The sequence below is a fragment of the Vibrio sp. Vb2960 genome (assembly GCF_033337665.1).
GTDB lineage: Bacteria > Pseudomonadota > Gammaproteobacteria > Enterobacterales > Vibrionaceae > Vibrio > Vibrio alginolyticus.
Genome location: NZ_JAWORD010000002.1, coordinates 200364 through 219693, shown reverse-complemented (window position 1 = coordinate 219693; position 19330 = coordinate 200364). Strand labels below are relative to the sequence as shown.

Below are 19330 nucleotides of genomic sequence, written 5' to 3'. Positions count from 1 at the left end.
CACATGACCGGAACAAATTAGAAATTCTTTCAAAAAAGGTTCCGATGACGCCATGAGGGATAAAGCGCTCGGCTACAAGCGCTTTGGAAAGGAGACGTCATCGGAGCCTGTGTTACTCGACTCGAGTGATAGTGACTTTCGCACCTGGGTTCAAGAAACGATGGTTCGCAGAGAGTGCTGAGTTTGCTAATCCATCATCTTGGCTAACTACCCCCGCATGAAAAGCAACAACGTCATTGCTGTCATTACGGGCGGCATTGAAGCCCTCACCGCCGCCTGCAGGGCCCGGAATGGTTGCGGCAAGTTCATCGTTCAGTTCTGTGCCGGAATCCCAAACGTTCATGCTCATTTCATAGCTTTCACCCACTGCGAGCGATTTGAGCGATAGCCCCGTTTCGCCAACAAAGGCATCGTTGGTATTCACGAACATAGACGCCACAGACAAGTAACCGTAACGACTAGGGTCAACCGTGATGGTGACTTCGTCCGATGCACCCGGCAACACCAATCCATTACCCGAAATACCTTGGTAAACACTGTCATTGCTGTTCATCAACTCAATCAGCTCAGCGTTACTACCGCCTTCGGCAAGGTGCTCAAGTTCAACAGATGCGGCTTGTCCAATTTCAAACAATTGGTAGTCACCATTGTGAGTGAGTACAGCGAGCGGAGACATAGGTTGATTCGCAGTCAAGTTCGCCACGTTGACGGTGTAGCGGTACGATTTCACTACGTCATTATCATCATCGCTTGGACAACCGGCGAGCAAGCCGACTGAAGCTGCTACTAGTAAGATTCTGTATTTCATACATCCCCCTTACTTCACAACGATTGTGATGGTTGCGACTGGGTTTAACCAACGATGGCTGCTGCTGTCTAAGTCACTGATGCCGCCAGTTGGATCGCTATCACCAAGGTTACCCGGATGCACGTGAACTTTATCGTTAGTTACTGTTGCTTCAACGCCTGTGCCGCCAGTACCAAAGGTAATGAAAGGTGGGTTTGGCATGCTAGACGCAAGTTCATCGTTCGCTTCTGTTCCGGCATCGTAACTTCTTAGCGTTGCTCGGTATGTACCCGCTTCCGTTGGAATCTTCCAGCTGTCTAGACCGACAAAGCCATCGTTGGTTGGCAACAACATCGCGCTCAGAGAAAGATAACCGTGGTCGCCACTGTCCAAGGTGAAGGTGGTTGCAACGCCTGGATTCAAAATGCCACCAGCAGGGTTCTCAACCACCGCACCACCAGCGTTACCAATCACACTAGCAAGCCCAGAGATATCACCGCCTTCTGCCATTGCTTCTAGTTCTGGCGTTGCTGCTTGACCCGTTCTGAACATTTGAAGATCAGAGCCATGTGCAGCAACAATAAGTGGCGTAAAGTAGATGCCTTTGGTTGCGTTTGTCACGGTGATTTCCAATTCCGCCGCATTCACTGATGCAGAGCCTAATGCCATTGCGACTGAAGTCATGACGAGTCCGAGTTGGGTACGTTTTTTCATTGTGATTCCATCCTTTAATGAGGGTTGAACTACCCAAGCCCATGTGTACGGCTTTACTTCTTTGTTCGTGACTTGAGTAGGTTAAGCATTACGTTTCGAACGTTTTGCGTTCTTGCCTCTAAGAATGACGAGCAAATCTATCAGCAACTTCATCGAATTCTCATAAAATTCTCACAAGTTCTGTTCGAATTCTGTCAGCAGCACTTTTTTATTTATACTCAAGTAACCTCGAGATGCTTGGTTCAGCGAGGATGACTTGGTTTGAAGGCGAGGCAACAATTTGAAAATCTAGTGGTTCTAAATCGAAAATTGTTAACGAAGCATGCGAACCAAGGCAACTCGCCCTTCGGGAGCGTGCCACTGAAGCAATTTCTTCGTCAAACAACTTGGAAAGAGCTCGCTATTACGCTTCGTTGTTTTCCTTGCTTGCTTTCGATAAATAGGGAATCAGTGACAACGCTCTGAACCATGTATCTTGAAGTCACTTGAGTATATTTTGGTATTTACACTTCGCGCTTTCCCCTCCTACAATGCGGTATTCTCTGTTTAAATCACGATTCTCACCATGATTCATAACGTTCTGTCTGCCTACTATGGCGAAATCTACGGCATCGCTTTTTTCAACCACTACTTGAGCCATTACGCCCAAAGTGAACAACAAACGCTGTGGCAGACCTTGATTGAAGTGGAAGAACTCACCGCTGAAAAGCTCAAACCTGTACTGCTGACAAATGGCATGGATATCGAAAGTCGACACCAAGAGATGTTGGATAAAGGCTTGGCAGATGCAACCAAGTGGATTGGTTTACCATGGCAAGAGTTGGTGGCGACTCTTTTGAAGTGGGTGGAGCCTTATGAGGTTAAGTATCGAGAGTGGCATGAAGAAGTGAACGCTTCACAACAATATTCAATCGCTGAGCGAGAAGCTATCGAGTTAATTGCAGACCATGAAACGGCCATTTATCACTGTTGGCAGCAATACCATACTGGTGAATCTGGCTTGCCTGCACTCAATGCATTTTTGGCAAAATATCGTTAAAGCGAGACGGTGACACTTGAACCTCGTGAAACCGTACCAGACAATATCGTTATTCCGCTGCGCAGAACTGAACAATTATGGTTAATCCAAAACTCATAGCCCTACTTCCTGATCTTGCTTCGTTTATCTTGGTGGTAAACGAAGGCAGTTTTACCGCTGCTGCTAAACAACTCGGCGTAACGCCATCGGCTTTAAGTAAGTTGATCACACGGTTGGAACAAGCCCTCTCGGTCAAACTGTTTGAGCGCACGACTCGTAAGTTGATCATCACTCAAGCTGGGCAAAAGGTTTACGACCAAAGCATCGCAATGGTGAATGCCGCGCAGCAAGCCGTTGAGCTATCTGCGGAAGATCATGCTGAGCCAACAGGCGCACTCACAGTAGCAGCCCCTGAAGCATTTCTTAATTCGGTGCTTCAACCGTTTGTGTTGCCATTCCTAGAACGTTATCCAAATATTCAGCTTAAGCTGCGTGCAGCAGATGGTGAGATCGATCTTTTCCGCCAAGGAATTGATGTCGCATTTAAGCTCACCGACAAACCCGATGAGAATCTGGTCCTCAAAGAGATCAGCAAGACCAATCTTGTTTTGTGCGCCTCTCCAGATTACCTAGCCAAACACGGTATGCCTGAGCACCCAACCGAGCTTGAGCAGCACGACTGTATTTACCTTGCCGAGAACGACAAAGACAATATCTGGTCGTTCTTTAAAGAGGAAGCTTTCCACTCGATTGCAGTAAGTGGACGCTACGCCGTCAACCACTCTCAAATGCGCTTGAACGGGGTTAAGTCTGGCTTGGGAGTTGGGATCTTCCATGACTTCGTGATCAAAGACGCGTTAGAGCAAGGGGAAGTGGTGGAAGTATTGCCGGATTGGATGATCAAGAGTAACTACCACGGCGCTATCGCGATGCAGTATGCGCAAACCAAATACATGCCTGCTCGTCTGCGCGTGTTCATCGACTTCGTTAAGGAGCATTTAGTCTCCGGCGATACTAACCATGCTTGAGGATACGAGCCATGTTTGAAGAGGCTAACCATGTTTAATGCCATTCATCACGTCGCGATCATTTGCAGCGACTACCCAAGGTCAAAACGCTTTTACACTGAAGTGTTGGGATTGAAAGTCATTGCTGAAAACTATCGTGAAGCCAGAGACTCCTACAAGCTTGACCTCGCTTTACCTGACGGTAGCCAAGTGGAACTGTTTAGCTTTCCGAGCGCACCAGAGAGACCGAGCTTTCCTGAAGCACAAGGGCTGCGACATCTCGCGTTTTTGGTTGATGATGTTGAACAGGTGAAAGCCTACCTAGAATCGAATGACGTTGAAGTTGAGCCAATTCGTATTGACGAATTCACAGGCAAAGCATTTACCTTCTTCCAAGATCCAGATGGCTTGCCACTGGAGATTTACCAGAAATAAAAAGAGCCAGCACGTCGCTGGCTCTTTTACTATTCCATTCTTTGTCTGTTACTAATTCAACGCTGTTTTCAGCTTCTCAACGCGGTTGAACAACAGCCAATCCAGTGCGAGAACCGTAACAATCGCCAAACCGCCCATCGGAAACGCCAGACACAATATCACCAACGTTACTAAACCAAGTTTCCAAATGCCGTCTTGCTGAAACTTAGGTGGCGCACCCAATGCAGCACTGCGACTTGGTCTACGAATCCACCACATCACCACACCTGTGATTGAGATTAAGATGAACGCCAAACAGAACACCACGTTGAGCACTTTGTTAAACACACTGACATCGCCTTGATGCAATGACACACCTGCCGCCATGAACTTGGCAAACAAACTGTAATCTTGCCACGTGACGTCCACCAACAAGCGACCGGAATATTGGTCAAAGTGGCTGGTGCGATCTTGTCTTGGGTCGGAGATATCGCCACCCATGGAGTTAGCTGCAACGGTGTAAATGCCCGTCTCAGAGCGTGGCAAAAACAGCTTATAGCCAGTGAAGCCCATCATTTCAGCCTTGAGGATGATATCATCAATAGAGAGCGCATCATGGTTGCCTGCGTATGCCATATCTTCCTTCATATTGGCATGATCATGAGCGGGTTTGTCTTTCGATTCAGGCACAGCAGCAAGCTCTAAGTTCCATGGCATCTCTTCTGATGCACCATGATTCAGGTCTTTGTGTGTCAGTGTCGACTCTGGTTTCTCACCCCATGTGTAATAGGTTGGGAAGGTATTCCAAGCTTGCACCATTTTCGCGCCCCATATCCCAGCCCAAGACAGACCTGAAATCAAAAAGAACAACAGAACAATTGATAGCACACCGCCTAAATTCGCATGCAGATCTCGCATCAAAATACGAGTTCCACTGCCAAAACGAATTTTCAAAAAGCCAGCACGGCTGGCGTTGTCTCTCGGTAACCAAAGGTACAAACCAGACACCAACAGCAAAATCCCCAGACTTGCGGCGATTTCAATTAAACGGTCGCCTAAGTCTCCGATGAGCAACGTACCATGAATGCTGTTCATCAGTTCATAGATGCTATCACCACGATTAATGGTGCCTTGTACGTCTCCTGTATAAGGATTTACTGCAACAATCAGTGAGCTGCCTTCTTGGTTTTGAATCGAGAAGCGGTTGGCAATATCGGCCGTTTTAGCAGGTACAAATTGAGTGACATTAAAATCGGGATAGGCCTGCTTTACGGTTTCTAATTGTACAGAGACGGGAACCATTTGCTCTTGTGGTGAAACTTGTAATGTCGCTTCGTATCGAGCCAATTCGATTTCGTCATCAAACAACATCACCAACCCCGTGAGGGAAAGCATGAGCATAAATGGAATGACGAACAAACCTGCGTAAAAGTGCCATCGCCACGTCATAAAGTAGATGGATTTTAAGCGTGAGGCTTCCTTGAGTTGAGGCTTTGCCGAGTTTCTCAACATGTGTATTTTCCTTTTTTCATTGTTGAACACCCAAATTCAGTCAAACGCATCCTGCACATACACATTCGTATGCGGCGCTAATTGACTTAGATTTGGGAGTACCACTGCTCGAAGTGGCAGTGTTGTTGGCTTTATTTACTTGTAATTGTTTTCGTTATGAGAAAAGGGAAACTGGTGGCGCTCTAGGAACTGGTGTTTCAAATCGCACACTTAGAGCCAAATAAGCGTAGCTGTCAGAAGTCACCAAGCTCTGTCTTGAAAGTATCGGTGTCGTTGGAAGTGTATCGTGATGAAAAGTCGAGAAGTGGCTAAACGGACAAGGCTTGCCTTTGTGGCTGACCGAATTGTCGCCCTCTTCTATTTGGACCAACTCAAATCCGTTAAGCGTACATAGCGTCGCCCACACGCCCATACTGTTACCATGAGCATTGATAACAGGCATCAGCGTCACTAGCACCCAACTGAGAGCACTAGCAAATAACATCGAGCGGTAAAAAGGAATTAATCTACGCATAACGGTGACTTAACAAATTTCACACAGCGTAACCAATTTTGAGTGATAGCTCAAAAAACAGTATCAATAAGTGGTTGCTACCTCACAGGTTTTCTTGAATGCATCGATTGACAGGCGCAAAAAAGCCCGCCGAAATGGCAGGCTGATAATGTGTTCATTCATTACTTAGAGATAACGCGTAACCCACTGCCACGAGCAAATGCTCCGCTCAGTAGATAATTAGCCGAACAACTTGCTCCAAATGCTTGGATTGCGCTTGTCGTGGTACTCTTCACGAAGACTATCGATTTCACGCAGTTGAGCTTTTGCTTCTTGTAGCTTGCCCGCATCAAGATCCGCTTCAATCTTATCTAGCGTTACCGTCAGCTTGTTAAAGCCTTCTAAGTAAGTATCAAACTTCTCTGGTGGGTAATTACCACGCTTAGATTGTTCAACAATCGCTTGCAAGCTATCAATCGCAGATTTCATGGTTTCAACATCAGACGCTTCCGCCGCCTGTTTGAATTCCATCTTCATCTGTTTCATGTTTTGTTTTAAATCAACCGCTTCTGCCATTGCGTATGTTGAGCCAAACGCAATCGCACACCCTAGGACTAAAGGACGTAACATTTTTCACTTCTCCATTTATAGTGCCGAATTCTGTGTCGGCTTTATTCACCCAAATAACCTACGCCATAAGAGGCGAAAAACTAGCTTAGTTGAGTATTTCCGGGTCGCAGTGTAAAGCAATCTGGCGTCGGGTGCATACCTTAAATGTAATCAAGTTTATGCGTTGAGAATGCTGTCATATTCTGCAATTGGTTTACGGCCTCTCAAAGCTAAGAAAGACAAAAACTGCTGAGCGGTGTGAGTAATCACTTTCTTGCTATCAATACCCACTTTGTCCATTAACTCTCCAACCAAATCCAGATTACCAACATCGTGACAGAAATGCGCGTCACTGCCCGTGGTGAAGAAAACACCAAGATCTTTCCCGATTTGTGCAATCTCGTGGCAACGGTCTACGCTGCCTACTCGGCTGTTGCCTTTCAGCGTGGTGTTATTAATTTCAATCGCGACATTGTGCTCTTTCGCGCACGCTAAAACGGTCTGAAAATCAAAGTCGAAATTTGGATTACCAAGATGACCGAGCGCATCAATACGACCACTCTGAATGACATTAACAAGTGCTTCCGTGTGAGTTTGCTTGTTTGCAGGACGAAAAACGGGTTCATGAAAACTCGCGATCACCCAATCTAAGTTGCGGTCCACACTCAGTGGAATATCAATGTCGCCTTCGGTATTCATAATGTTAGATTCAACGCCACGAATAATCGCAACGCCTTCAAGAAAGCGAGGCAGAATTTTCTGGTTCGAGAAGAACCAGTAATGAGGCGCACCCGGCATTGATTCTGCGTGATCGGTCGTGCAGAACATATCCAGCCCGTTCTCTTTTGCCAACTTTGCATTTTCAATCAAGGTACTGTACGCGTGACCACTTGCGTACGTATGTGTATGGGTATCAACTTTAAATTCCATCATCCACTCTCTTAGGTGCGCTATCTTGCGTGCTATTGTATACCTTCAGGCAACGCATCGTCAGCCCAAGATAAGCAAGAACCCTAAGCTTGCTCTTCACTAATGGCTTTTATCAAGGGTAAAGCTTTTTCCCATCCGTGATTAAACATGGAAACAAAGTCGTTGTGAGTATGAATGGTAACATTGAGTAGTAAACGATCGTTGTTGGTATCGATCTGGTAGATCTCTCGCGATCCGATCCACCTAGATGCTAGGTCAGCATCGAGTTGTTGACGATTATCCGGATTAAAAATGGCAACATGATGAAATTCAAGTTTTTGAAGCGGTAGCACCGTATCTATGATCGCCCTTGTTCCGCCCATATCTGGATCAAAAAAAGTGATGCCACCTCCTTCTTCCCAAGCTCCTTCAAATTGAGACTGCGGTGAAAAGGCTTGTGCCCAACGTTTATACAACTCAACATCGGTTAGCACTTCCCACACTCGTTGCGGTGTCGCCGAAATTTCGACGTAATAATTTAGCGTAAGCATGATTTCTCTCCCTGAACCTTTCTTGACGCTAGCCCATACTCAGGAAAAATCAAACCACACGACCAATTTATCTACCTGCCCCCTTCATTTTCCGACAGACTAAGAAGTTCTCGCTTGTAAACCGCCACTGCGATGCGCCGTAAAACGAACCCAACATGTGTTCAGTATGATTGCGAGCACTATTAAACTCATCCCAACAATTTGACTTTGACTCATTCGGTCTTCAAAAAACAGGCTCTGCCAAACCGCAGTGAACAATAAGTTAGTAAAAATGAGTGGCGCAAGTTGAGAGCCACTGCTTGCCAGTTTATATGCTTTGGAGCGAAAAACTTGGGTGTTAATGATCATCAGAGACATCATACCGATCCACAGCGTATTTGAAGAAATCTCAGGCGCCATAACACTCATATTAAGTAACACGTCGAAGTCGTTAAACAAAGTTAGCGGCAACAGAAATACGGCAGCAAAACCAAACGCCCAAAAGTTGATTTCTAGCGGCGACATATTTGTTTTACTCACTTTATATAACGTAAGCTGAGAACCAGAATTGAAGAGTCCACCAGCCAAGCCGAGCAATAAATCCGCTCGCCATGTAATCTCACTTCCACCGCCCGCCAACATAACCACACCAGTGAACGCCATTGCTAAAGCCGCCAATGTTGAAACACGAATGCGCCCCCTCATGAACAGCTTTTCAACCAAGGGAATAAATAATGGGCCAGTAGCAAACAAAACGACCCCCTCAACGAGCGTTAACGTTTGTAATGACGCGATAAAGCAAAGTTGTGACAAACCGATACAAAGAGCACGCAATAAAATAGGCTTTAGCGTGCCCGCTTTAGGAAAGGTAAGGTTTTTCACACGAAGTAAGATAAGCAAGATAAGCGCAGGCACCAAAAAACGTAAGAAGCTAAATAGTGTGACGGAAAGTTCGCCTGACAACTGCTTTGCTAACAGTCCAGTAACAGATAAGCTTAACGTAGACATCAACATGAAAAGGATAGATTTATTTACAGCATTCATTCAATACTCCTTAATATATGGAGCATTTTAAAAGACATCACTTATCGTAAATAGCGAGTAATATTAACCATTGATGTAAGAAAAACTTACAGTTTAACTTATCTATCACCAGCTACGGTTTTTAAATTATGCGGAAACTAGTCCCCTTAAAGTCCATCTACGCATTTGTTGCAGTAGCTGAGTCTGGCAGCATGACAGAAGCAGCACAGATATTAAGTGTAAGCCACTCAGCCGTAAGTCAGGCAATTAAATCGCTGGAGAGTCAAGTCAACAAGCCTCTGTTTGATCGCATAGGCAGACAAGTTCAACTCAATGCGGACGGTAAGAAGTATTACAGAAAGGTGGCACCCGCTTTAGAGCAAATTGTCGATGCAACGGAAGCACTCATCCAAGATCAGAATTTGCAACGTGTTACGCTCAATATGGTGAATTCATTGGCTCTTCACTGGTGGATTCCTCGAATGTCAGATTTACAAGGGTTTGCTCCTCAATTAGACGTTCGTTTATCAAACCTGTCTGGCAGATTCAATTTAGAACAAGAAGGTATCGACGCGGCCTTGGTGCATGGAAATCCCGAAGAATGGCAGGATTACTACTGCGAAAAGCTCAGTGAAGATGAACTGGTTTTGGTGTGCAGTCCTGAATTGATAGCGAAGACAAAGGACTCAAACATCACTCAACTCTTAAAGCAGTATCCCATCATTGAAGTTACTAACGAACGAAGAAAAAATGACTGGAACGTGTGGCTGGACGCGACGGGTATCCAGCGACCTAAAAATAAAAAACCAATCACTTTTAACATGTCGATACAAGCCGTCCAGGCCACAACTCGTCGTTTGGGGTTATTGGTCACTCATCGCTTGTTTGTGAAGGATGACATCAAATATGGTCAGCTAATCGAGCTGGGTGAACCCGTCATTAATCCTCATCAACAGCTTTACTTTGTATGCCCGCCACACAAGCTAAAGCTTGAATCGTTTCATCTGTTGCGATCTTGGCTACAACAATCATTCAACTATTAGAAACTTTTGTTAAGCACATTCACTGAAAAACTAGTATAAAGTTAGAGGAGCACTTTTCATCCAAGGATGGTTTATGAAGCAGTATCAAATATGGCTAAGCGCACTCTGTTTTGCAGTATCTTTGAGTGCGACCGCAGAAGCAGAAAATGATAACCGCCTTTCAGAACAAGGGATCTCCACGGCAATTATTGGAGGGCAGCAGGCGACCCAAAACCAACTTCCTTTTTTTGCACGTCTTATTCTACATAAAACTGGCGCTAATCAGTTTGCCAATATTTGTGGGGGAACCATTGTAAACGACCGTTTCATTTTAACTGCGGCTCACTGCGTAGAACCAAGCGTTTTCACTGACGGGTGGACAATCAACGATCTACGAGTGCTAGTCAAAAACCCTACGATGAATGACGTGTTTGTTGAAGAATTCAAAGATGTTCGCTCTATTGTGATTCATCCTGATTATGTGCCTAGCGATTTATGGATTAATGACATCGCTGTCCTTGAATTGACTCGCCCTATTACCGATAACGTTCAATCCATCACTTTACCGCAAGACTTTGGAGACTACAGCAGCAAGACGGTTTATCAGATATTCGGTTTAGGTCAGACCTCGACTAGTGATGAAAACGGGCCAAACTATTTACGCTGGGCAGAAGTAAAACCCCTTACCGACACCCAATGCGCTTCGCTGGTAACAGGGTTTAATGCTCAGGAAAGTTTGTGCGCGAATGGATTTCCTGAGCGAAGCTACACTGGTATCTGCCGCGGTGACTCAGGCGGTCCTCTCACTTATCAAGACAATAATGGCATGTATCAGCAAATCGGTATTGTTAGCTATGGTTCTTCTGTTTGTGAATCTGCTGCGATTCCGAGTGTGTTTACTGAGGTTCTAAATTATACAACGTGGATTGAAGCCCAAACCAGTTCGGGAGTGAAAACTCGTTATAACGCCCTCCTAGCAAGTACAGAAGATTATCATAGTGAAGGCGATTCCGGCTTTGAACCAGAAGATACTAACACGTCGGGCTTTGACGATAACGGCAGCGGCGGTGGTCTCGGATCAGGGTTGATCATGCTTGGAGGCTGGTTTGGTTGGCTAAGACACCGCAGAAATGATTCACGCTCCTAGTTGCGTCAACAAGACATCATAATATCTTGCGCTTAACGCGAGAGTTAATGATGTCTTCAATCATCTTTTGCTCTTTTTTCGCTTTTTCATAGTTCTGCTTAGTACGCCAACGCTCAAGCACTTTTTCTAACCCTTGAACGCGTGCGTGCTTGTGTTCTAGTGTTTTCTGTACAGATGCACATTCCGCTTGCATAACGGCTTGCTCTTGCTCGTGGTGACGAAGCATTCTTTGTAGCATTTGGTCAACACGATTAAAGTTCATCAAAGCCGCGCTCGTCAGCGTCGGGCCGGTTCGGGTTGATTGTCCAGCGTGGCCTTTCAACGCCGATAACTGTTCCAATTGCATTGAAAGATGGGAGTGACGCTGACGCATGGCATCAAGTTGTTGACCCACACGATCACGCTGTTTTTCTTCCATTTGCTGTAACTTGCCTACGGCTTTTAACTTGGATTTCATTTCAGCCTTGTCACTCCCATTTGATTAAGCATTTTGAAAAAGCTGCGCAAGCTCGGTCAAACTGGTTGGGTAATCTACAGACTCGTTGGCAGCTTGTTGTAGATATGCACGCAAGTTTGGGTACATAGCAACTGATTGATCTAACTCAGGATCTTGTCCTGGTTGATAACCCCCTAATGGCAGTAACTCTTTAACCTGAAGGTAGTTGGAGTACATTTGACGGAAGTTATTCGCAATCGTGCTGTGTGCGTCCTGCGTACAAGTATTCATACAACGGCTAATAGACGCGTTGATATCTATCGCGGGATAATGCCCTTGCTCAGCTAGTTGACGCGATAAAACAACATGCCCATCTAAGATGGCGCGCGCGGAATCCACGACAGGATCTTGTTGGTCGTCCCCTTCTGCCAATACGGTGTAAATTGCCGTTAAGCTACCATGTTGATTTTCACTGTTACCCGCTCGCTCTAGGAGTTGAGGTAACACGCTGAAGACAGAAGGCGGATAACCACGAGAAGCTGGAGGCTCACCGAGCGAAAGAGCGATTTCGCGCTGTGCCATGGCGTATCGGGTTAGAGAGTCCATCAGAAGTAGAACGTCTTTGCCTTGGTCTCGGAAATACTCTGAAACGCGATGACAAAGTAGTGTCGCTCTTAACCTCATTAGCGGGGATTCATCAGCAGGAGCCGCGATAATGATCGCTTTCTTGCGCGCTTCTGGGGTTAAGTTTCTCTCGATGAACTCACGTACTTCTCTGCCTCGCTCACCGATAAGCCCGACCACAATTACATCGGCCTCCGTGTTTTTGGTGATCATCCCCATTAACACACTTTTACCGACGCCACTGCCAGCCATCAAACCAATACGTTGGCCTTTGCCTACCGTCAATAGTCCATTAATCGCTCGCACGCCTACGTTGAGTGGTGTATCAACTGGGCGTCGCTTCAGTGGGTTAATCGGTTTTGGTTCAAGTGAAACTCGATCTCCCCCCTTAAGCGGTGCCCCATCATCTAACGGCTCACCTAAACCATTCAGTACGCGTCCTAACCACTGAGAGCTTAGCTGTACGGTACTGTCACCATCAAGAGGGATGACTTTTGCACCTGCAAACAGGCCGCCTAAACGGCGAATAGGCATGAGGTAAGCAATGGTATGTTCAAAGCCCACAACTTGCGCTTCGATCATATCGCCTTCCGCGGTTTCTACGAGACAACGCTGCTCAAGCTTAAACCGACACCCTACGGCTTGTAACATTAAGCCGTTTACTTTTATCAATCGCCCTGTTACGCGAGCAACAGGGATTGAATCGAGCGAAGCCAAGGCTTCGCTCAAACGCTCACTTAATAGTTCATGGCTTAGGGTATTACTCATGCTCAGACTCTACCTGTGGAATACTGACTTCATCCAAAAGGTGTTGCTTTACATTGTCCATACAGGCTTCCAAACGAGAGTCGCAGCTCGCATCCGCTTCTGCGTCATCAGTCACTAACTGACAGCCACCAATAGGAAGCTCCGTATTAGGGACCAGTTTCCAAGATTGCGGCAAATCAGCATTGATGTGAGTAATGCGCTCTAAATCTTGCGGATTTAAATGCACAGTTACTGTTTCCGCTTTACCAGGCATGGCAGACAATGTCTCGTCCACCAAAGCTAGGATCTGCTGAGGCATTAAAGTGAGCTCGGCACGAATCACTTGCTGAGCTACCTTTTGTACCAGTTCACAAATCATATGGCGTTGTTGCTGTTCTTTTTCATCTTGCCAACGAGAAAGGGCGTGAAAAAGTTCATTGACAGGCTTCGCCGCCTCCAAAAAGCCTTGCTTTCCAGACTGTTCACCGGAAACAAAGCCTTTTTGGAAACCTTCTTTTTGGCCTTCCAACAGACCTTGTTGCTTGCCCTGTTCGATACCTTGGCGTAAGCCTTCCTCATGTCCTTGTTGCAAACCTTGTTGAAAACCTTCTTCAAGTTGCTGTTGGATATCAATTTGAGGTTCTTGCCAGCCTTGGTTATCTAGCCCGAATTCGTCTTCGATAGTCTTAGGTTGCGCTAAAGGCGGAAAACGGTGTAAACGATACCCGCTCGGAGGCAATCGCATAGTACTTGATTTTGTCTCTAGCATGACCTTACTCCACCGTTGGCTCTTCATAGAGAAGCAGCTGAACTTCACCAGATTCATCCAGCTCACGTACCATTTGCATGATGTCTTGACGTGCTTTTTGAACTCGACTTAACGCAACAGCGCCGCGTGCGTCCATGTCATCTTCTAGCGCTTTCACCATACGTTGCGGCATTGAACGCTTAATAGCTTGCTGTAAGGTAATATCGGAACCTTTTAGCGCGACTGCCCACAACTCTAGCGGGATTTGCTGCACCAACATGTCCATGGTTTCTTCGCGTTGTCGGCCAAGAACCATAAAGTCGAACATGTTTTCTTCGATTGCATTAACAACATCTTCATCATGCAACTTCAGCATTTCCATCAATGAACCACGGTCACCTTCAAAGCGGTTAATGATATCTGCTGCTTGCTTAACACCTGATAACGGCGTGCTTTGACTTGCGGATACTTTTTCGATGCAACGCTCAACGAGTTCATGCAAATCAACGGCAACTTGATGATCGATATCTTGCAATTGAGCAATACGGAACAAGATTTCGTCATGGTAATCTTGTGGCAAGTGCTTCAATACCGCTGAAGAGCTATCTGCTGGCAAATACGCTAGAAAAATTGCTTGCATTTGTGGGTGCTCGTTCACAATGAAACGAGCGAGAGTTTCTGCTTCCACCCACTGTAAGCGCTGCATATTGTTGCGAATTTCATCGCCATATAAGGTATTTAATAACCCTTTTGCCAAATCGTTACCCAATGCTTTACGCAATGTATTAGATAGGTATTCCTTAGAGGCTCCTCGAATACCGCTGTGCTCACGGAAATCTTCGAAGAAAGCTTGAATAACACCACGAGCAGAATCGCTCTTAATGCCATTTAACTTCGCCATTGCACGAGTCACACGCTGGGTTTCATCACGGCTAAAGTGTTGCAAAACCTTCGCTGCGGCATCCTCGCCCATGCCTAATAGCACGAGCGCGGTTTGTTCAACATAACTAAGCGTCTGCTTTGATAGAACTGTGTTCATTGATGTTTACCCATTGTTTCAGTATTTCGGCTACGCGCTCTGGCTCTTCATTAGCAATAAGCTGTAGGTGTTTCAATTGAATTTCTAATGGCGAACCTGCTGGTGGTAGCATGTCGCTGTTTACATCTAAACCTGAAGAGGCTGAGATGCCTTTTTCAGATAGGCGGCGATCAAGTACTTCTTCATGCTCGCGCTCTTCACGCGTTTGCAAGTTTTCGTAGTCAGGCTCTTCCTGAGGCTCAGCAAAATTTAGCTCAGGCACAGGTTTATCAACGCCAGTTAGGTGCATGATTAATGGACGCAGTACGAAGAAGATCATCGCCAAGCCTAACAAGCCACCAATAACGTAGCGTATTGGCTGCTGTACTGTAGGGTCTTGCCACCACGGCAGTGCAGGAGGAGCATCAATTTCAATTGGGGTGAAGTTGAAACTCATTAAACTTAAGCTGTCACCTCGTGTGGCAGAGATACCAACAGCATCCATGATCATGTTTGAGATTTGCTCTTTATCGGCTTCACTCCACGCCACACCATCTGGCGAAGCTTTCGAGTTCAACAAAACCGAGACACTAAGCTTTTCTATTTGGCCTTGTTGGTATTGAGTACGACGAACACTACTACCTACAGCATATTGACGATTCACTTCAGATCGCGCATTCGTGTTTTGGCTATCGTTCGTTTCCACTTCACCAGATCCTGTCACTGGCGGTTGGTTACTTAGAGAACCTGGAACACCCAACGCAATTTGATCAACCGAGTTGTTATGAATGGTGTGCTCATTACGCACAACCGGCGCGTTATCCAAAATTTCTTGTGTTTCTTCAACTTGGCTAAAGTCCAGATCGGCAGCGACTTGTACGCGGAAGTTACTCGGCCCCACAATCGGCGTAAGCATATCTGCTGCGCGTTGGATGATCTGTTTTTCAACACTCTTCTGGTATTCAAGATATTTCGCGTTTACTTTGCCGGCTTCCGCAGAAGCGACATCCGCACTAAGAAGACGGCCATACTGGTCAATGACAGAAACAAATTCTGGCTTCATTGCCGTGACACTACCGACCACTAGGTTAATGATCGCTTCGACTTGTTCAGGCTTTAAGTCTTCACCAGGTTTGAGCTCAAGCATGACAGATGCTGATGGATTCTCACTGTTTTGGCGGACGAATAGAGTTTGACGAGGTATTGCTAAATGAACACGCGCGTTCGCTACTGAGTTCAAAGACATGATAGTACGTACTAACTCACCTTCTAAACCATGACGATAACGCGCCGTTTCCATAAATTGGCTCGTACCAAGAGAGCTATCTTCCTTGAGCGAATCCAAACCTGTCGGCAGCTTCGCTTTAACACCTTTTGATGCAAGCAACATGCGTACCTTCGCAACCTCACCTTCTGGTACAAGAACTTGTCCATTTTGCTCTTGCATGCGGTAGCTTACGCCTTCGCTTTCTAATACCGACACAATTTCGCCGATATCAAAACGCTCTTGTTGGCTATAAAGCGGACGAAAGCTCTGCGAGGAACTCCATAGTGCAACCACAATAATCGCTGCAACAATCGCAGCTAACACCGCAGATAGCACTAAGTTTCTCTGACTGCTAGACCAGATTTGCTTCAGCTTCGTTGTCACATCGTCCATGCCATTGGCAGTAGAAAATGTCTGTGCTGTGCCGGTAGCCATAGCTGTGTTTCCGGCGACTTGGGGGGTTAGTTCTGACATGAATTACACCGGCATCTTCATAATATCTTCAAATGAGGTCACGACTTTGTTGCGCACTTGCATCAAAGCATTAAAGGACAAGCTGGCTTTTTGGCTCGCGACCATTGCACCAACTAGGTCATCACTTTTTCCTGTTTCTACGGCCGTCATTTTTTGACTAGCCACTGATTGATGTTGATTCACTGTATCCAACACATTTGTCATCGCTTGTGAGAACGATAAAGGTGCGTTTAGTGATTGTTGATCTAAAGGATTTGCACTCACGATAAACTCTGGCGGCTGCACTTGTGCCTGCATCGCCTGCATTTTTGACAACATAAGTTGCTCTGCCGAGACCGCATGAGTAGGTTGACTTGCCATCTATTTTTTCTCCTATTAGGCAGCCGAGCCTAGTGCCGACTGTAAATCAATACCATGTTCTCGCATTGCTGCGAGCTTGTAGCGTAGCGCTCGAGTAGAGACTCCAAGCGCGTTTGCGGTTTTCGTTCGGTTTCCACCAAACTGACGTAACTTTTCCAAAATAAACTGATATTCAGCTTGCTTCTTCGCTTCTACATGACCAAAACTTGAAGTTGGCTCTGCTGTAGGAACTGACGCGACAAGCTCAATAGGCAGCATCAGGTCATGGGCTGTAATGTAATCACCATGACGCATGACCAAAGCGCGTTGAATGACATTTTCCAACTCACGAATATTGCCCGGCCAGTGATACTGACTCAGCGCACTAATCGCATCTTGGGATAGGTGACAGCGGCTGCTATCTTGATACTTTTCAATAAAGAATTGGCTAATCGGTAGAATGTCCTCTTTTCTTTCACGCAAAGGCGGCCAGTGCAGAGGCAGCACATCTAATCGATAATAAAGATCTTCACGGAACGTGCCTTTTTGAACTTCCTCACGTAAGTCTTTGTTGGTTGCCGCAATAACACGAATATCGAGCTGAACGGCTTTATGGCTACCAACACGTTCTACTTCACGCTCTTGAAGGACGCGTAACAATTTAGCTTGAACCGCAGGTGACATTTCACCAATCTCATCAAGCAGAATCGTCCCGCCATTTGCTTCTTCAAACTTACCGCTTTGAGAATTTGTCGCTCCGGTGAACGCGCCTTTTACATGACCGAATAGCACAGCCTCTAACATTGACTCTGGAATGGCGGCACAGTTAACCGCCACAAATGGACCATTGATACGCGGAGAGTGCTCATGCACATATCGCGCCAGCACTTCTTTACCCGTTCCCGATTCACCTGTAATAAGCACACTCGCGTTAGTACATGCTGCACGATGCGCCAATTGCAGAACTTGTTTGCTTCTCCAAGACTCCGCAACAATGTTGGCCATTGGCTTACCTAACGCTTCAACACGTTTAAGCAGATTAACCAACTGATTAGATTCAAATGGGCGTAATAGATAATCAGTAGCGCCCGCTTTCATCGTCTCAGCAGCCAAGATGCCTTGTTCTTGGTCGACAATCGCAATAACAACACCCGAATTTCGCTGCTTTTGGTGACACGCGACAAACTCACGAACACACATATCCGGCAGCGTAGAGCTCACTAAAGTGATTTCTGCTCGCTCTTCAAGCAAAGCGCCTCGACCAGTACGAGTGTGTTTCGCGGTGTAACCTGCATTTTGCAACACATCCAATACTGGTTGAGCAAGAGCTTCATTTGGCTCAACCAACAAAATTTTCGTTTTCGTCATCATTGAACCTTAACTTTCGTTTGTTGATTTTGTGATTGTAGATCTGGGTAGTGTTTCGTAGCCGTATACTCGTTGTCCCTCACTAAACGCAGGGTGACACGTCGGTTTTTTGCTTGGCCATTAACCGAGTTATTGCTGGCAATTGGGTAACGCGAACCATGAGCTCGTGTTTCGATCATCGACTCGTCGACCCCAAGCTCAATCAAAGCGTTGGTGACTTGCTCTGCTCGAGTACGTGACACAGAAAGGTTCGTTAAACTTGAACCAACGTTATCGGTGTGACCGTCGATGAGGATTTTGGTCACTCGATCATCCACAGATACATAGCTATACAGCGCTTCTAGTGTTGCTTTCTGTCCACGACTTAACGTCTTCTGACCAAACTCAAATGAGAGCGCCATATCCCTTGCCTCTGAAAAAGACAATTTAGGCAATCGCGCGCGACACGCATTAAATGATTTCAATGCGTTTTGAATTTGAAGAGTAGGAATCACAATCTCTGAAATAGAGGAAGCATTACTTCCTTTAAGTGACAGCGTCACCCAACTACCCGAAGCAATTGAATCCATGAATTCTTCAGCGCCTTTATTAAAGATGAAACGCTGAGACGGCTTAGTAAATTCAAGGGAGCCAAATTCTTTTCTATAAAGCTCATCACTCCAAGGAGCATTTTGAGTTGTTAAAGCAATCGTTTTCCATTTATTGTTTTCATATTCTATATCGGAAATAAAATAGAATTTATTATTAGGTTCCGCTAGGAAATAAAACTTCCCATAGTCATTATTTGATTGCAACAAGTTGCATTTGAATTTATTTCCCTCATATGTCCATTTAGAGAGGTCCATAGGGATTGTTAAGACTTCTTCTGAATATGACACTTTTGAAAAAATAAAACTGATAACAATAATTGTGTTACAAATTATCAAACGGACATGATTCATGTATATCTTACATTCCCATGACTTAAACCGTTTAATTAAATATGCCACCAAGCCGAGAGAACTGGCATAGCTAATCATTTTAATTACCTATTCTGAATATTAAAATTGTTTACAAAACGCTCAAGAGAGCACGCTTAGCCTCCGTCGGAAGCTTTAAGCATAAAAAACAGTATCTTATAGTTT

At 45.6% G+C, this 19330-nt stretch carries 21 protein-coding genes; 5 read left to right on the top strand and 16 right to left on the bottom strand.

All coding sequences use genetic code 11. The features are described 5' to 3' along the window. Nucleotides 1–112 precede the first annotated feature (112 nt). Both R7O03_RS03010 and R7O03_RS03005 read right to left on the bottom strand, forming a co-directional pair. A complete protein-coding gene (locus tag R7O03_RS03010) occupies nucleotides 113–808 on the bottom strand; it encodes a spondin domain-containing protein (protein WP_005383999.1) in 696 nt (231 codons plus the stop codon). A gap of 9 nt (nucleotides 809–817) precedes the next feature. Continuing rightward, complete coding sequence (locus tag R7O03_RS03005; protein WP_005384002.1) at nucleotides 818–1501, bottom strand: spondin domain-containing protein; 684 nt, start codon at nucleotides 1499–1501, stop codon at nucleotides 818–820. A gap of 565 nt (nucleotides 1502–2066) precedes the next feature. Between R7O03_RS03005 and R7O03_RS03000 the strand changes: the two genes are divergently transcribed. From R7O03_RS03000 to R7O03_RS02990, 3 genes are all read left to right on the top strand, one after another. Beyond that, nucleotides 2067–2540 carry a hypothetical protein gene (locus tag R7O03_RS03000; protein ID WP_132699479.1) on the top strand — a complete coding sequence of 158 codons (474 nt, stop codon included), beginning with the start codon at nucleotides 2067–2069 and terminating at the stop codon, nucleotides 2538–2540. Nucleotides 2541–2617: 77 nt separating this feature from the next. Continuing rightward, nucleotides 2618–3547, top strand: a complete 930-nt coding sequence (locus tag R7O03_RS02995; protein WP_318131450.1) for a LysR family transcriptional regulator — start codon at nucleotides 2618–2620, stop codon at nucleotides 3545–3547. A 30-nt stretch (nucleotides 3548–3577) separates the two neighbouring features. Continuing rightward, nucleotides 3578–3961 (top strand): VOC family protein, encoded by a 384-nt coding sequence (locus tag R7O03_RS02990; protein WP_054824245.1) that lies wholly within the window; start codon nucleotides 3578–3580, stop codon nucleotides 3959–3961. Nucleotides 3962–4012: 51 nt separating this feature from the next. On the opposite strand, the gene R7O03_RS02985 is transcribed toward R7O03_RS02990, so the two are convergent. The 6 genes from R7O03_RS02985 to R7O03_RS02960 all read right to left on the bottom strand — a co-directional run bounded on the left by R7O03_RS02985 (nucleotide 4013) and on the right by R7O03_RS02960 (nucleotide 9037). Next, nucleotides 4013–5452: a PepSY domain-containing protein gene (locus tag R7O03_RS02985; RefSeq protein WP_318131448.1), complete on the bottom strand. Its 1440-nt coding sequence runs from the start codon at nucleotides 5450–5452 to the stop codon at nucleotides 4013–4015. A gap of 154 nt (nucleotides 5453–5606) precedes the next feature. Then, nucleotides 5607–5966: a hypothetical protein gene (locus R7O03_RS02980; RefSeq protein WP_080276971.1), complete on the bottom strand. Its 360-nt coding sequence runs from the start codon at nucleotides 5964–5966 to the stop codon at nucleotides 5607–5609. A gap of 219 nt (nucleotides 5967–6185) precedes the next feature. Then, nucleotides 6186–6575 carry a cytochrome b562 gene (locus R7O03_RS02975; protein WP_021035869.1) on the bottom strand — a complete coding sequence of 130 codons (390 nt, stop codon included), beginning with the start codon at nucleotides 6573–6575 and terminating at the stop codon, nucleotides 6186–6188. Between the two features lie 156 nt (nucleotides 6576–6731). Beyond that, a complete protein-coding gene (locus tag R7O03_RS02970) occupies nucleotides 6732–7484 on the bottom strand; it encodes a phosphatase (protein WP_005375066.1) in 753 nt (250 codons plus the stop codon). A gap of 83 nt (nucleotides 7485–7567) precedes the next feature. Further along, nucleotides 7568–8014 (bottom strand): SRPBCC family protein, encoded by a 447-nt coding sequence (locus R7O03_RS02965; protein WP_005375065.1) that lies wholly within the window; start codon nucleotides 8012–8014, stop codon nucleotides 7568–7570. Between the two features lie 99 nt (nucleotides 8015–8113). Further along, nucleotides 8114–9037, bottom strand: a complete 924-nt coding sequence (locus R7O03_RS02960; protein ID WP_025768592.1) for a DMT family transporter — start codon at nucleotides 9035–9037, stop codon at nucleotides 8114–8116. A gap of 128 nt (nucleotides 9038–9165) precedes the next feature. On the opposite strand from R7O03_RS02960, the gene R7O03_RS02955 reads away from it, so the two are divergent. Together R7O03_RS02955 and R7O03_RS02950 are read left to right on the top strand one after the other, a co-directional pair. Then, nucleotides 9166–10059, top strand: a complete 894-nt coding sequence (locus R7O03_RS02955; RefSeq protein ID WP_033906699.1) for a LysR substrate-binding domain-containing protein — start codon at nucleotides 9166–9168, stop codon at nucleotides 10057–10059. A gap of 73 nt (nucleotides 10060–10132) precedes the next feature. Continuing rightward, the gene (locus tag R7O03_RS02950) at nucleotides 10133–11185 is read left to right on the top strand and encodes a serine protease (protein WP_318131446.1); all 1053 of its coding nucleotides are present in this window, start codon (nucleotides 10133–10135) and stop codon (nucleotides 11183–11185) included. Nucleotides 11186–11201: 16 nt separating this feature from the next. On the opposite strand, the gene fliJ is transcribed toward R7O03_RS02950, so the two are convergent. The 8 genes from fliJ to R7O03_RS02910 are packed head-to-tail and all read right to left on the bottom strand — an operon-like array spanning nucleotide 11202 to nucleotide 19225. After that, nucleotides 11202–11642, bottom strand: a complete 441-nt coding sequence (fliJ, locus tag R7O03_RS02945; protein ID WP_005384016.1) for a flagellar export protein FliJ — start codon at nucleotides 11640–11642, stop codon at nucleotides 11202–11204. A 24-nt stretch (nucleotides 11643–11666) separates the two neighbouring features. Continuing rightward, nucleotides 11667–13013, bottom strand: a complete 1347-nt coding sequence (gene fliI, locus R7O03_RS02940; protein ID WP_137283022.1) for a flagellar protein export ATPase FliI — start codon at nucleotides 13011–13013, stop codon at nucleotides 11667–11669. Then, nucleotides 13006–13761, bottom strand: coding sequence for a flagellar assembly protein FliH (gene fliH / locus R7O03_RS02935; RefSeq protein ID WP_005375050.1), 756 nt, complete (start codon nucleotides 13759–13761; stop codon nucleotides 13006–13008). The genes fliI and fliH overlap by 8 nt, the downstream gene beginning before the upstream one ends. A gap of 4 nt (nucleotides 13762–13765) precedes the next feature. Then, a complete protein-coding gene (locus R7O03_RS02930; RefSeq protein WP_054702013.1) occupies nucleotides 13766–14779 on the bottom strand; it encodes a flagellar motor switch protein FliG in 1014 nt (337 codons plus the stop codon). Continuing rightward, a complete protein-coding gene (gene fliF / locus R7O03_RS02925; RefSeq protein WP_005384024.1) occupies nucleotides 14748–16499 on the bottom strand; it encodes a flagellar basal-body MS-ring/collar protein FliF in 1752 nt (583 codons plus the stop codon). Before fliF ends, R7O03_RS02930 begins: the two co-directional genes overlap by 32 nt. A 3-nt stretch (nucleotides 16500–16502) precedes the next feature. Beyond that, nucleotides 16503–16859 carry a flagellar hook-basal body complex protein FliE gene (gene fliE / locus R7O03_RS02920; RefSeq protein ID WP_005375045.1) on the bottom strand — a complete coding sequence of 119 codons (357 nt, stop codon included), beginning with the start codon at nucleotides 16857–16859 and terminating at the stop codon, nucleotides 16503–16505. A 15-nt stretch (nucleotides 16860–16874) separates the two neighbouring features. After that, nucleotides 16875–18206: a sigma-54 interaction domain-containing protein gene (locus R7O03_RS02915; RefSeq protein WP_031778880.1), complete on the bottom strand. Its 1332-nt coding sequence runs from the start codon at nucleotides 18204–18206 to the stop codon at nucleotides 16875–16877. Then, the gene (locus tag R7O03_RS02910; RefSeq protein ID WP_318131443.1) at nucleotides 18206–19225 is read right to left on the bottom strand and encodes an OmpA family protein; all 1020 of its coding nucleotides are present in this window, start codon (nucleotides 19223–19225) and stop codon (nucleotides 18206–18208) included. The genes R7O03_RS02915 and R7O03_RS02910 overlap by 1 nt, the downstream gene beginning before the upstream one ends. Between the last annotated feature and the right edge of the window lie 105 nt (nucleotides 19226–19330).

Excerpts from the sequence above, each read along its gene's own strand:
- fliI (WP_137283022.1), bottom strand. The coding sequence starts at position 13,013 with ATGAGTAATACCCTAAGCCATGAACTATTAAGTGAGCGTTTGAGCGAA.
- R7O03_RS02910 (WP_318131443.1), bottom strand. The coding sequence starts at position 19,225 with ATGATTAGCTATGCCAGTTCTCTCGGCTTGGTGGCATATTTAATTAAA.
- R7O03_RS02955 (WP_033906699.1), top strand. The coding sequence starts at position 9,166 with ATGCGGAAACTAGTCCCCTTAAAGTCCATCTACGCATTTGTTGCAGTA.
- fliF (WP_005384024.1), bottom strand. The coding sequence starts at position 16,499 with ATGTCAGAACTAACCCCCCAAGTCGCCGGAAACACAGCTATGGCTACC.
- R7O03_RS02930 (WP_054702013.1), bottom strand. The coding sequence starts at position 14,779 with ATGAACACAGTTCTATCAAAGCAGACGCTTAGTTATGTTGAACAAACC.
- R7O03_RS02970 (WP_005375066.1), bottom strand. The coding sequence starts at position 7,484 with ATGGAATTTAAAGTTGATACCCATACACATACGTACGCAAGTGGTCAC.
- R7O03_RS03010 (WP_005383999.1), bottom strand. The coding sequence starts at position 808 with ATGAAATACAGAATCTTACTAGTAGCAGCTTCAGTCGGCTTGCTCGCC.
- R7O03_RS02975 (WP_021035869.1), bottom strand. The coding sequence starts at position 6,575 with ATGTTACGTCCTTTAGTCCTAGGGTGTGCGATTGCGTTTGGCTCAACA.
- R7O03_RS03005 (WP_005384002.1), bottom strand. The coding sequence starts at position 1,501 with ATGAAAAAACGTACCCAACTCGGACTCGTCATGACTTCAGTCGCAATG.
- R7O03_RS02985 (WP_318131448.1), bottom strand. The coding sequence starts at position 5,452 with ATGTTGAGAAACTCGGCAAAGCCTCAACTCAAGGAAGCCTCACGCTTA.
- R7O03_RS03000 (WP_132699479.1), top strand. The coding sequence starts at position 2,067 with ATGATTCATAACGTTCTGTCTGCCTACTATGGCGAAATCTACGGCATC.
- fliH (WP_005375050.1), bottom strand. The coding sequence starts at position 13,761 with ATGCTAGAGACAAAATCAAGTACTATGCGATTGCCTCCGAGCGGGTAT.
- R7O03_RS02980 (WP_080276971.1), bottom strand. The coding sequence starts at position 5,966 with ATGCGTAGATTAATTCCTTTTTACCGCTCGATGTTATTTGCTAGTGCT.
- R7O03_RS02950 (WP_318131446.1), top strand. The coding sequence starts at position 10,133 with ATGAAGCAGTATCAAATATGGCTAAGCGCACTCTGTTTTGCAGTATCT.
- fliE (WP_005375045.1), bottom strand. The coding sequence starts at position 16,859 with ATGGCAAGTCAACCTACTCATGCGGTCTCGGCAGAGCAACTTATGTTG.
- R7O03_RS02995 (WP_318131450.1), top strand. The coding sequence starts at position 2,618 with ATGGTTAATCCAAAACTCATAGCCCTACTTCCTGATCTTGCTTCGTTT.
- R7O03_RS02915 (WP_031778880.1), bottom strand. The coding sequence starts at position 18,206 with ATGACGAAAACGAAAATTTTGTTGGTTGAGCCAAATGAAGCTCTTGCT.
- fliJ (WP_005384016.1), bottom strand. The coding sequence starts at position 11,642 with ATGAAATCCAAGTTAAAAGCCGTAGGCAAGTTACAGCAAATGGAAGAA.
- R7O03_RS02990 (WP_054824245.1), top strand. The coding sequence starts at position 3,578 with ATGTTTAATGCCATTCATCACGTCGCGATCATTTGCAGCGACTACCCA.
- R7O03_RS02960 (WP_025768592.1), bottom strand. The coding sequence starts at position 9,037 with ATGAATGCTGTAAATAAATCTATCCTTTTCATGTTGATGTCTACGTTA.
- R7O03_RS02965 (WP_005375065.1), bottom strand. The coding sequence starts at position 8,014 with ATGCTTACGCTAAATTATTACGTCGAAATTTCGGCGACACCGCAACGA.